Below are 10,593 nucleotides of genomic sequence, written 5' to 3'. Positions count from 1 at the left end.
ACAAGGTTATTAACCTTATCGCCTTCCTCCCCGCTGAAAGTGCTTTACAACCCGAAGGCCTTCTTCACACACGCGGCATGGCTGCATCAGGCTTGCGCCCATTGTGCAATATTCCCCACTGCTGCCTCCCGTAGGAGTCTGGACCGTGTCTCAGTTCCAGTGTGGCTGGTCATCCTCTCAGACCAGCTAGGGATCGTCGCCTAGGTGAGCCGTTACCCCACCTACTAGCTAATCCCATCTGGGCACATCTGATGGCATGAGGCCCGAAGGTCCCCCACTTTGGTCTTGCGACGTTATGCGGTATTAGCTACCGTTTCCAGTAGTTATCCCCCTCCATCAGGCAGTTTCCCAGACATTACTCACCCGTCCGCCGCTCGTCACCCGAGAGCAAGCTCTCTGTGCTACCGCTCGACTTGCATGTGTTAGGCCTGCCGCCAGCGTTCAATCTGAGCCATGATCAAACTCTTCAATTTAAGTTTGATGCTCAAAGAATTAAACTTCGTAATGAATTACGTGTTCACTCTTGAGACTTGGTATTCATTTTTCGTCCGAGGACGTTAAGAATCCATGTCACTTTGAGTGCCCACACAGATTGTCTGATAAATTGTTAAAGAGCAGTTGCGACGCGCTTTAGCGCTCTGTCGCGAGGTGGCGTATATTACGCTTTCCTCTTTCAGAGTCAACCCGTTTTTCAGGATTTTTCTCTTCAACCGAACCGGCTGTTTGTGTGAAGTGATTCACATCCGCCGTGTCGATGGAGGCGCATTATAGGGAGACCGCCGGGAATGACAAGCGGAAAAATACAATTTTATTTCAACCGCTCATCTTTTATACGCAACGCTTATTTTTGCTGCTTTTTAATCGCCGCCGGCAGCTCGGTCAGGCTATTTAGCACCCAATCCGCGGCTTTTTCCGCTTCTTCAGTAACAGGCTTACCGGTACGCACCAGCACTTTAGTACCGACATCAGCGGCCGCTGCAGCCTGCATATCTTCCAGTTTGTCCCCTACCATATAGGAAGCGGCCATATCGATATGCAGATAATCGCGGGCGGAGATCAGCATCCCCGGATGCGGTTTACGGCAATCACAGGTCTGACGGTACTCCTCAACCGCACCCTGCGGGTGATGCGGGCAATAATAGATACCGTCCAGATCGACGCCACGGTCTGCCAGAGACCAGTCCATCCATTCGGTCAGCGTTTCAAACTGGGCTTCGGTAAATTTACCGCGAGCAATACCGGACTGGTTAGTGACCAGCACCAGCGCGTAGCCCATCTCTTTGAGCTCGCGCATTGCGTCAATGACGCCATCGATAAATTCAAAATTGTCGATTTCGTGGACGTAGCCATGATCGACATTAATGGTGCCGTCACGGTCGAGAAAAATTGCGGGTACTGACTTTGCCACCGGTTTGCTCCTGAAAAAGGCTAGTGCCGTTAGTATCGCATGTTTCCGCATGCAAGAAAGTGCTCATTATAAAGAGTCAGATTGATTTAGACGTCTGGATGCCTTAACATCCATTTCATTGCCAGGCATCGCCTGGATACGGCAGAAGAAAATGCCACGGCAAACGGCTAAACGATAATAAATAACTGATGATTAAACTTTCCAATATCACCAAAGTGTTCCAGCAGGGGAATCGCAGCATTCAGGCGCTGAACAATGTCAGCCTGCATGTCCCTGCCGGACAAATTTACGGCGTCATCGGTGCCTCAGGCGCCGGTAAAAGTACGCTGATTCGCTGCGTTAACCTGCTGGAGCGCCCGACCGAGGGCAGCGTACAGGTTGACGGTCAGGAACTGACTGCGCTGTCGGAAAAAGAGCTAACCCGCGCTCGCCGTCAGATTGGCATGATTTTCCAGCATTTTAACCTGCTGGCATCCCGCACCGTTTTCGGCAACGTGGCGTTACCCCTGGAGCTGGATAACACGCCACAGGCAGAAATCAAACGCCGTGTGACGGAGCTGCTGGATCTTGTCGGCCTGGGCGATAAGCACGACAGCTATCCGGCTAATCTCTCCGGCGGCCAGAAACAGCGTGTCGCCATTGCCCGCGCGCTGGCCAGTAACCCCAAGGTGCTGCTGTGCGATGAAGCCACCAGCGCCCTGGATCCGGCCACCACCCGTTCCATTCTCGAACTGCTGAAAGACATTAACCGTCGTCTGGGGCTGACCATCCTGCTGATCACCCACGAAATGGATGTAGTGAAACGCATCTGCGACTGCGTGGCGGTGATTAGCAACGGCCAGTTGATTGAACAGGACACGGTGAGCGAAGTCTTCTCCCATCCGAAGACGCCGCTGGCCCAGCAGTTTATTCAGTCGACGCTGCACCTGGATATTCCTGATGACTACCAGGCGCGCCTGAAACCTACCGCCACAGCGGATAGCGTACCGATGCTGCGCATGGAATTTACCGGCCACTCCGTCGATGCGCCGCTGCTTTCTGAAACCGCGCGTCGCTTCAACGTGAATAACAACATTATTAGCGCGCAGATGGATTATGCCGGCGGGGTGAAGTTCGGCATCATGCTGACCGAAATGCACGGTACACAGGAAGACACTCAGGCGGCTATCGCCTGGCTGCAGGAACATCATGTAAAAGTAGAGGTACTGGGTTATGTCTGAGGCAATGATGTGGCTGCTGTTGCGCGGCGTATGGGAAACGCTGGCAATGACCTTTGTCTCCGGCTTCTTCGGTTTTGTCCTTGGTCTGCCGGTGGGCGTGCTGCTGTACGTGACCCGTCCGGGGCAAATCGTCGCCAATGCTAAACTGTACCGGACGCTGTCGGCGCTGGTGAACATTTTCCGCTCCATCCCGTTCATTATCCTGCTGGTCTGGATGATCCCGTTTACCCGCGTGATCGTCGGCACCTCAATCGGCCTGCAGGCGGCGATCGTGCCGTTGACGGTGGGCGCCGCGCCGTTTATCGCTCGCATGGTGGAGAACGCCCTGCTGGAGATCCCGACCGGCCTTATCGAAGCCTCCCGGGCGATGGGCGCCACGCCGCTGCAGATCGTGCGTAAGGTTCTGCTGCCTGAAGCGCTGCCGGGTCTGGTCAACGCCGCCACCATCACCCTGATCACCCTGGTGGGCTATTCCGCCATGGGCGGCGCGGTGGGCGCCGGCGGTCTGGGGCAGATTGGTTATCAGTATGGCTATATCGGTTACAACGCCACCGTGATGAATACCGTACTGGTATTGCTGGTTATTCTGGTTTATTTAATTCAATTCTCTGGCGATCGCATCGTCCGGGCTGTGACTCATAAATAACGTTATTGGCAGACAACACTCATTCTTACAGGAAGGAAATAACATGGCCTTTAATTTCAAAACCTTTGCGGCAGTTGGTGCGTTAATCGGTTCTCTGGCGCTGGTGGGTTGCGGTCAGGATGAAAAAGATCCGAATCATATTAAAGTCGGCGTTATCGTCGGGGCGGAGCAGCAGGTCGCTGAAGTCGCGCAGAAAGTGGCAAAAGAGAAGTATGGCCTTGACGTTGAGCTGGTGACCTTCAACGATTACGTTCTGCCGAACGAAGCGCTGAGCAAAGGCGATATCGACGTCAACGCCTTCCAGCATAAACCGTATCTCGACCAGCAGATTAAAGACCGCGGCTACAAGCTGGTGGCTGTCGGCAACACCTTCGTCTACCCGATCGCGGGTTACTCGAAGAAAATCAAATCGCTGGACGAACTGCAGCCGGGCTCGCAGATCGCCGTCCCTAACGATCCGACCAACCTCGGTCGTTCTCTGCTGCTGCTGCAGCAGGTGGGCCTGATCAAACTGAAGGACGGCGTAGGCCTGCTGCCGACCTCGCTGGATATCGTCGAGAACCCGAAAAACCTGAAGATTGTTGAACTGGAAGCGCCGCAGCTGCCGCGTTCTCTTGACGACGCGCAGATCGCGCTGGCCGTTATCAACACCACTTACGCCAGCCAGATTGGCCTGACCCCGGCGAAAGACGGCATCTTTGTTGAAGGGAAAGAGTCGCCGTACGTGAACCTGATCGTGGCGCGTGAAGACAATAAAGATGCTGAGAATGTGAAAAAATTCGTTCAGGCTTACCAGAGCGATGAAGTTTACGAAGCAGCAAACAAGATCTTTAACGGCGGTGCAGTGAAAGGCTGGTAATCTTTTCTCACCGTAATATCATTCAGGACGGGCTTCACGCCCGTCTTGTCATTTATGCAAGCACCTGATTCAATAACGCCCTGTTTTTTATTCATTGAGGAAATACTATGCGTGCTTTACCGGTCTGTTTGTTAGCACTCATGTTAAGCGGTTGTTCCATGCTAAGCAGATCTCCCGTTGAACCTGTTCAAAGCACTGCAACTCCCCCGGTTAAATCGGAGCCGAGCAAACCACGCGCAACCCGTCCGGCGCCGGTACGTATTTATACCGATGCGTCAGAGCTGGTAGGTAAACCATTCCGCGATCTGGGGGAAGTGTCTGGCGAGTCCTGCCAGGCCTCGAATCAGGATTCTCCGCCGAATATCCCTACCGCCCGCAAGCGCCTGCAGATTAATGCCGCACGTATGAAAGCCAATGCTGTCCTGCTGCACCGCTGCGAAGTGACCAGCGGCACCCCAGGCTGCTACCGTCAGGCGGTTTGTCTGGGCTCGGCGCTTAACGTCTCGGCGCAATGAGTGCATTTCAGTTCGCGCAGATAGGCGTGATCCGCTCGCCGTATAAAGAGAAGTTTGCCGTACCTCGCCAGCCGGGTCTGGTCAAGCACGGCGGCGGAGAACTCCATCTGATCGCGCCCTACAACCAGGCCGACGCCGTGCGTGGTCTGGAAAGCTTCAGCCATCTGTGGATCCTGTTTGTGTTTCATCAGACCATGGAAGGCGGCTGGCGTCCGACGGTGCGCCCTCCCCGTCTCGGGGGCAACGCGCGTATGGGCGTCTTCGCCACCCGCTCCACCTTTCGCCCCAATCCCATTGGCATGTCTCTGGTTGAGCTGAAGGGCGTCCGCTGTCAGAAAGAGCAGGTGATACTGGAACTCGGCAGCCTCGATCTCGTCGACAGTACGCCGGTGGTCGACATCAAACCCTATCTGCCGTTTGCCGAAGCGCTACCCAACGCGCACGCCAGCTACGCGCAACAGGCGCCGCAGGCGGATCAGGTCGTCAGTTTTACCGCCGACGTCGAAACGCAGCTTTTGCATCTGGAGAAGCGTTATCCGCACCTGAAGGCGTTTATCCGAGAGGTGCTGGCGCAGGATCCGCGTCCGGCCTACCGTAAGGAGGAAGAGGCAGGCAAAAATTACGCCGTCTGGCTGCTGGATTTCAACGTCCGCTGGCGGGTGACTGCCTCCGGTTTTGAAGTCTTTGCCCTCGAAGCGCGCTAATTTTATTTTCCTCTCTTTTGGCATCTTTGCCACACTGGTAAACTAAACCACTTTTTTGTTTCAGGCTGGGCAACCAGCCTGTTCCGCTCGTTTAACTGGAACCGTTATAACATGCGTACTAGCCAATATCTGCTCTCCACTCTGAAGGAGACACCTGCCGACGCCGAGGTAATCAGCCACCAGCTGATGCTGCGCGCCGGGATGATCCGCAAGCTGGCCTCCGGGTTATACACCTGGCTGCCGACCGGCGTGCGCGTCCTGAAAAAAGTCGAAAACATCGTGCGTGAAGAGATGAACAACGCCGGTGCGATCGAGGTGTTAATGCCGGTCGTTCAGCCATCTGAACTGTGGCAGGAGAGCGGTCGCTGGGAGCAATACGGCCCGGAACTGCTGCGCATTGCCGATCGTGGCGATCGTCCGTTCGTCCTCGGTCCAACCCACGAAGAGGTCATCACCGATCTGATCCGCAACGAGCTGAACTCCTATAAGCAGCTGCCGCTGAACTTCTATCAGATCCAGACCAAATTCCGCGACGAAGTGCGCCCGCGTTTCGGCGTGATGCGCTCCCGCGAATTCCTGATGAAAGATGCGTACTCTTTCCATACTTCGCAGGAATCGCTGCAGGAAACCTACGATGCGATGTACGCCGCTTACAGCAAAATCTTCAGCCGTATGGGGCTGGATTTCCGCGCGGTACAGGCTGATACCGGCTCCATCGGCGGCAGCGCCTCTCATGAATTCCAGGTGCTGGCGCAGAGCGGCGAAGACGATGTGATCTTCTCCGACAGCTCCGACTACGCGGCAAACATCGAGTTTGCGGAAGCCGTTGCGCCGAAAACGCCGCGCGCGGACGCCACCCAGGAGTTGACCCTGGTCGACACGCCGAACGCCAAAACCATCGCCGAGCTGGTTGAGCAGTTCAACCTGCCGATCGAAAAAACCGTGAAAACCCTGCTGGTGAAAGCGGTTGAAGATAGCGCTTCCCCGCTGGTTGCCCTGCTGGTGCGCGGCGATCACGAGCTGAACGAAGTGAAAGCGGAAAAACTGCCGCAGGTCGCCAGCCCGCTGACCTTCGCCACCGAAGAAGAGATCCGCGCCCTGGTGAAAGCCGGTCCGGGCTCCCTGGGTCCGGTGAACCTGCCGGTGCCGGTGATTATCGACCGTACTGTGGCGGTGATGAGCGATTTCGCCGCCGGCGCCAACATCGACGGCAAACACTATTTCGGCATCAACTGGGACCGCGATGTCGCCACGCCGGAGGTCGCTGACATCCGTAACGTCGTTGCCGGCGATCCGAGCCCGGACGGCAAAGGTACCCTGCTTATCAAGCGCGGTATCGAAGTGGGTCATATCTTCCAGCTGGGGACGAAGTACTCCGAGGCGATGAAAGCCGCGGTTCAGGGCGAAGATGGCCGCAACCAGATCCTGACCATGGGTTGCTATGGTATCGGGGTCACTCGCGTGGTGGCGGCGGCGATTGAGCAGAACTTTGACGATCGCGGTATTGTCTGGCCAGATGCGATTGCGCCGTTCCAGGTGGCGATCCTGCCGATGAACATGCATAAATCTTACCGTGTGCAGGAGCTGGCGGAGAAACTGTACGCCGAGCTGAGCACCCAGGGTATTGAAGTGCTGATGGACGATCGTAAAGAGCGTCCGGGCGTGATGTTCGCCGATATGGAGCTGATCGGTATCCCGCACACCATCGTGCTGGGCGATCGTAACCTCGACAACGACGATATCGAATACAAGTATCGTCGCAACGGTGAGAAGCAGCTGATCAAGACCGGGGATATTGTGGAATATCTGGTTAAAGCGATAAAAGGTTAATCACCCGACTCAGGGCCCTGAACGGATGTCAGGGCCTTTTTTTTACAAGGACTGTACCCATGACTGCACCTCTCCTCAGCAGCGGGCTGCTTACCTCCGCCCTGCTCCTGCTTACCGCCTGCACTGTAGACGTCGGCCGCAGCGCCCCTTCCGCATCCGCTATCGATGGCCGCTCACCGCCATGGGCTGTCATCCTCCAGCGTCAAAGCTCGATTGCCGGCAGCGGACTGCGCGAAATCGCCGAAAGCGACCTTCGTTCCGGCGACCTGCTCTTCTCCTCCAGCCTTGGCGTCACTTCGCTTGGGATCCGCGCCTTCAGCGCCTCTTCCGTGAGCCACGTCGCGCTGTATCTCGGCGAGGGTCAAATTGCGGAAGCTACCGGCGCCGGCGTGCAGGTGATATCGCTACAGCAAGCGATGGCGCACAGCGATAAACTCTTTGCCCTCAGGGTGCCCGATCTGACGCCGGACCAGGCGATGGCGATGAGAAGCTTTGCCTGGCAGGTCAAAGACAGCGGGTATAACTATCGCGGCATTATTCAGTTTATCCCTTATATGGTCACCAAACCGCTCTGCTCGCTCAACCCTTTCTCGCGTCATTTTCGCCAGCAGTGCGTAAGCGGCCTGGCCAAAGCGCAACTGGGCGATGGGGCCAGCCCCGACAAGAAAGCGTGGTTTTGCTCGGAGTTTGTCAGCGAGGCCTTTGTCAGAGCCGGGCATCCGCTGACCCTGGCGCAGGCGGCGTGGATCAGCCCTTCCGATCTGCTGCACATGCGGGAAGGAGATGTCGCCACCTTTAAACCCGAGACGCAGCTGCAGTATGTCGGGCATCTGAAACCAGGGATTTATCTTCAGGCCGGTAAACTGGTGGGGTTGAGCAAACCGAAGGCCGGTGCGGAGTAAAAGAACGATTTGCCCTTTACCCCCCGTCATGAGGCTCATGCTTCGTGCGCTATGGTTAGTGGAAAAGGGGGGACGGTAAAACCGCAATGACCCAGTTCCGCTGGCCGGCTACCGCTGAGGCGTATCCCCTGCCCGTTTCCCGGGCAGGAGCCGGACAATCAGTGTCCGCAGTCCTTCCCAGGAATAAATTTGCCAGCCTGATCCGTCATCAGCGTTTTCATCATTTCGCCGGTATCCGGGTTCGCCTCGAGGGTAAAGTGCCCCTCCACCACCAGCAGCACCGGACGTGAATCATTGCCGCGGGCAGCGGCATAATCCCGCTCAAGCTGGGCATTATTCGCCACCGCGATGCGTTTACCGGTCGCGCAATCAGTAAAGGTTGCCGCATCGGCCATATAGAAGTACATACCACGCATCGCCATCGGGGTGGTCGGCAGGCTGGCCTTCACCGGCTCCAGGGTATAGTTGAGGGGAGACTGAATGGTACTCCCGTTGCGGTCGAGCATCTCCAGCTTGTCGCCCTTCGCGCGAAAGTACGATTTTTCGCCCTTGCTGTTGGTCAGTACCAGCTTATCCGCCGTACGCGCCCAGGTGCCGTAAGAGGCAAAGGAGGATGGTTCACGACGCGCGCCCTGGTAGTGCTCATTCATCACCCAGGTGCCGTCTTTTTCCAGGAACAGCGAGGTGTCGATGCCTTCGCAATCCGCGCAAGGCAGCACCCCGCGCCAGCTTTGCTGCATCGGCTTGAGCTCTTCCATCGCCGCCGGCTGGACCGTGTCAGTTTCGGCGCGATGGTTACAACCAAACAGCGCGAACAGCGAACAGGCCGCTATCACGGAGAATATGATTTTCTTCACTCTACTTTCCTTATGATCCATTCCACCCGTTCGCCGACGCCTTCACTGGCGAACTTTCCCACGCAGCGCCTTGACTGAGGACTTTTGCGCCTTGGAAGCAAGGCGTCGCTCTTTGGATGCCCGAGTCGGTCGCGTCTCCCGGCGACTTTTTTGCACTGCGGTCAATTCTTTGATAAGGGCCACCAGCCGGGCGATCGCCGCTTCGCGGTTCATCTCCTGACTGCGATATTCCTGAGCCTTAATGATAACCACACCGTCAGCAGAAATTAAGTGGTGGCTGGCGGCGAGCAGGCGCTCTTTGTAAAACGCCGGCAGGCTCGAGGCTTTAATATCGAAGCGCAGATGGATCGCGGTCGACGCTTTGTTCACGTGCTGGCCCCCGGCCCCCTGGGCGCGAATACCTTCCAGCGTGATCTCGTTATCGGCAATGGCCACGCTGCGGCTGATAGTAATCATGCCGGCCCTTGCCAGGCGGTAAGCTGAATTTCCAGATTATTCTGAGCGTCGGACAACCAGATGCTCCCCTCCTGCAAAGTGGCCTGCAGCGTCATCGTGCGGTCGGCAAAAGCGCTAAGCTGCGCCAGCTGGGCATCATCAAGATACCAGATGGTCAGCTTCGGGTACGCCGCAAGCTTGTTCTGATTCTGCTGCCACCAGATTTCAGCCGCCCGGCTGTTATAGGCAAACAACGCCACCGCCTGCGCCCGCGAGCAGGCTTTCTTGAGACGTTTCTCGTCCGGCAGCCCCAGCTCGATCCACAGATCAACCCCGAGATGATCGTTAAGCAGCCACAGCTCCGGCTCGTCGTCTGACGAGAGGCCACGCGTAAACTGCAGCCGCTCATCGGCATATTTGATCCACGCCAGCAGGCGCAGCATCATGCGCTCCTGGGTTTCCGACGGGTGCTGCGCCAGCGTCAGGTTAGCATCCAGAAACTGGTTGCGATCCAGATCGGCTACATTCACCGCGGCTTTATATATCGTCGCTTTCAGCGCCATGAACAAACTCCTGAAAAAAATGGCGTACATTGTAGCGAAACTGGCGACAAAAGGCTGTCAGCAATCGCAGCAACCTGTTTCATCCTGCTGAAATTGCTTAAATGACTATGATATAGTTCCCTTGCTAAACAGAGTTTATCTTCGTAGGCTTAAACTTGCATCCCACGGTTGAGTCAGAACGCTGACAGGAGGGCATGTGGACCACTATTGTGAGTTAATACGCAAGCGGTATGCGGAAATAGCCAGCGGAGACTTAGGGTATATCCCGGATGCGCTGGGTTGCGTGTTGAAAGTATTGAATGAGATTGCGGCGGATGAGGCCCTTTCGGAGTCAGTCAGGGAAAAGGCCGCTTATGCGGCAGCAAACTTACTGGTGAGCGATTATGTCAATGAATGATACTTATCAACCCATTAACTGCGATGATTACGACAACCTGGAGCTGGCCTGCCAGCATCACCTGGTGCTGACGCTGGCGCTGAAGGATGGCGAACAGCTGCAGGCGAAGGCCAGCGATCTAATCTCGCGTAAAAATATCGAGTATCTTGTGGTCGAACTCGCCGGCAACGTCCGCGAGCTGCGCCTGGATAAAATCGCCAGCTTCAGTCACCCGGAAATCGGCACCGTGGTGGTGAGCGAATCCTGAATCAAAACGG

The 10,593-nt window shown here is 56.2% G+C and carries 13 protein-coding genes and 1 rRNA gene; 9 read left to right on the top strand and 5 right to left on the bottom strand.

Translation table 11 applies throughout. The features are described 5' to 3' along the window. Together QLG03_RS14250 and gmhB are read right to left on the bottom strand one after the other, a co-directional pair. Window positions 1-473: ribosomal RNA gene (locus tag QLG03_RS14250) — 16S ribosomal RNA — on the bottom strand; the annotation flags it as partial. Window positions 474-841: 368 nt separating this feature from the next. Continuing rightward, window positions 842-1,408, bottom strand: a complete 567-nt coding sequence (gmhB, locus tag QLG03_RS14245) for a D-glycero-beta-D-manno-heptose 1,7-bisphosphate 7-phosphatase (protein WP_004204479.1) — start codon at window positions 1,406-1,408, stop codon at window positions 842-844. Between the two features lie 188 nt (window positions 1,409-1,596). Between gmhB and metN the strand changes: the two genes are divergently transcribed. The 7 genes from metN (at window position 1,597) to QLG03_RS14210 (ending at window position 8,084) form a co-directional block, all read left to right on the top strand. Continuing rightward, the gene (metN, locus tag QLG03_RS14240) at window positions 1,597-2,628 is read left to right on the top strand and encodes a methionine ABC transporter ATP-binding protein MetN (RefSeq protein ID WP_002889450.1); all 1,032 of its coding nucleotides are present in this window, start codon (window positions 1,597-1,599) and stop codon (window positions 2,626-2,628) included. Next, the gene (locus tag QLG03_RS14235; protein WP_004204478.1) at window positions 2,621-3,274 is read left to right on the top strand and encodes a methionine ABC transporter permease MetI; all 654 of its coding nucleotides are present in this window, start codon (window positions 2,621-2,623) and stop codon (window positions 3,272-3,274) included. Before metN ends, QLG03_RS14235 begins: the two co-directional genes overlap by 8 nt. A gap of 43 nt (window positions 3,275-3,317) precedes the next feature. Then, entirely contained in the window at window positions 3,318-4,133 is an 816-nt protein-coding gene (gene metQ / locus QLG03_RS14230) for a methionine ABC transporter substrate-binding lipoprotein MetQ (RefSeq protein ID WP_002889445.1), read from the top strand. A gap of 107 nt (window positions 4,134-4,240) precedes the next feature. Beyond that, window positions 4,241-4,648, top strand: a complete 408-nt coding sequence (rcsF, locus tag QLG03_RS14225) for an Rcs stress response system protein RcsF (RefSeq protein WP_023292059.1) — start codon at window positions 4,241-4,243, stop codon at window positions 4,646-4,648. Next, entirely contained in the window at window positions 4,645-5,352 is a 708-nt protein-coding gene (gene tsaA, locus QLG03_RS14220) for a tRNA (N6-threonylcarbamoyladenosine(37)-N6)-methyltransferase TrmO (RefSeq protein WP_255989449.1), read from the top strand. The genes rcsF and tsaA overlap by 4 nt, the downstream gene beginning before the upstream one ends. Window positions 5,353-5,463: 111 nt before the next feature. Beyond that, entirely contained in the window at window positions 5,464-7,182 is a 1,719-nt protein-coding gene (gene proS, locus QLG03_RS14215) for a proline--tRNA ligase (RefSeq protein ID WP_232712169.1), read from the top strand. A gap of 59 nt (window positions 7,183-7,241) precedes the next feature. Continuing rightward, window positions 7,242-8,084: a YaeF family permuted papain-like enzyme gene (locus QLG03_RS14210; RefSeq protein ID WP_255989448.1), complete on the top strand. Its 843-nt coding sequence runs from the start codon at window positions 7,242-7,244 to the stop codon at window positions 8,082-8,084. A 158-nt stretch (window positions 8,085-8,242) separates the two neighbouring features. Here the strand turns inward: QLG03_RS14210 and nlpE are convergent, their stop codons facing one another. Genes nlpE through QLG03_RS14195 form a run of 3 tightly spaced genes read right to left on the bottom strand, consistent with a single transcriptional unit; the run spans window position 8,243 to window position 9,939 of the window. After that, window positions 8,243-8,941 carry an envelope stress response activation lipoprotein NlpE gene (gene nlpE / locus QLG03_RS14205; RefSeq protein ID WP_255989447.1) on the bottom strand — a complete coding sequence of 233 codons (699 nt, stop codon included), beginning with the start codon at window positions 8,939-8,941 and terminating at the stop codon, window positions 8,243-8,245. Window positions 8,942-8,983: 42 nt separating this feature from the next. Then, a complete protein-coding gene (arfB, locus tag QLG03_RS14200) occupies window positions 8,984-9,397 on the bottom strand; it encodes an alternative ribosome rescue aminoacyl-tRNA hydrolase ArfB (protein WP_004204468.1) in 414 nt (137 codons plus the stop codon). Continuing rightward, the gene (locus tag QLG03_RS14195; RefSeq protein WP_023292054.1) at window positions 9,394-9,939 is read right to left on the bottom strand and encodes a YaeQ family protein; all 546 of its coding nucleotides are present in this window, start codon (window positions 9,937-9,939) and stop codon (window positions 9,394-9,396) included. The genes arfB and QLG03_RS14195 overlap by 4 nt, the downstream gene beginning before the upstream one ends. Before the next feature lie 196 nt (window positions 9,940-10,135). Here QLG03_RS14195 and QLG03_RS14190 point away from each other — a divergent pair, with 196 nt between their 5' ends. Continuing rightward, the gene (locus QLG03_RS14190) at window positions 10,136-10,336 is read left to right on the top strand and encodes a YaeP family protein (protein WP_002889429.1); all 201 of its coding nucleotides are present in this window, start codon (window positions 10,136-10,138) and stop codon (window positions 10,334-10,336) included. Continuing rightward, entirely contained in the window at window positions 10,323-10,583 is a 261-nt protein-coding gene (rof, locus tag QLG03_RS14185) for a Rho-binding antiterminator (RefSeq protein WP_002889424.1), read from the top strand. The genes QLG03_RS14190 and rof overlap by 14 nt, the downstream gene beginning before the upstream one ends. Window positions 10,584-10,593 lie beyond the last annotated feature (10 nt).

This window comes from Klebsiella sp. V115_8 (assembly GCF_029967715.1).
GTDB classification, from domain to species: Bacteria; Pseudomonadota; Gammaproteobacteria; order Enterobacterales; family Enterobacteriaceae; genus Klebsiella; species Klebsiella quasipneumoniae.
This window is presented reverse-complemented; position numbering and strand designations above follow the sequence as displayed.

What these genes read in the sequence shown, in the direction of transcription:
- proS (WP_232712169.1), top strand. Translation starts at nt 5,464, where the DNA reads ATGCGTACTAGCCAATATCTGCTCTCCACTCTGAAGGAGACACCTGCC.
- QLG03_RS14210 (WP_255989448.1), top strand. Translation starts at nt 7,242, where the DNA reads ATGACTGCACCTCTCCTCAGCAGCGGGCTGCTTACCTCCGCCCTGCTC.
- metQ (WP_002889445.1), top strand. Translation starts at nt 3,318, where the DNA reads ATGGCCTTTAATTTCAAAACCTTTGCGGCAGTTGGTGCGTTAATCGGT.
- QLG03_RS14195 (WP_023292054.1), bottom strand. Translation starts at nt 9,939, where the DNA reads ATGGCGCTGAAAGCGACGATATATAAAGCCGCGGTGAATGTAGCCGAT.
- rof (WP_002889424.1), top strand. Translation starts at nt 10,323, where the DNA reads ATGTCAATGAATGATACTTATCAACCCATTAACTGCGATGATTACGAC.
- QLG03_RS14235 (WP_004204478.1), top strand. Translation starts at nt 2,621, where the DNA reads ATGTCTGAGGCAATGATGTGGCTGCTGTTGCGCGGCGTATGGGAAACG.
- rcsF (WP_023292059.1), top strand. Translation starts at nt 4,241, where the DNA reads ATGCGTGCTTTACCGGTCTGTTTGTTAGCACTCATGTTAAGCGGTTGT.
- arfB (WP_004204468.1), bottom strand. Translation starts at nt 9,397, where the DNA reads ATGATTACTATCAGCCGCAGCGTGGCCATTGCCGATAACGAGATCACG.
- metN (WP_002889450.1), top strand. Translation starts at nt 1,597, where the DNA reads ATGATTAAACTTTCCAATATCACCAAAGTGTTCCAGCAGGGGAATCGC.
- tsaA (WP_255989449.1), top strand. Translation starts at nt 4,645, where the DNA reads ATGAGTGCATTTCAGTTCGCGCAGATAGGCGTGATCCGCTCGCCGTAT.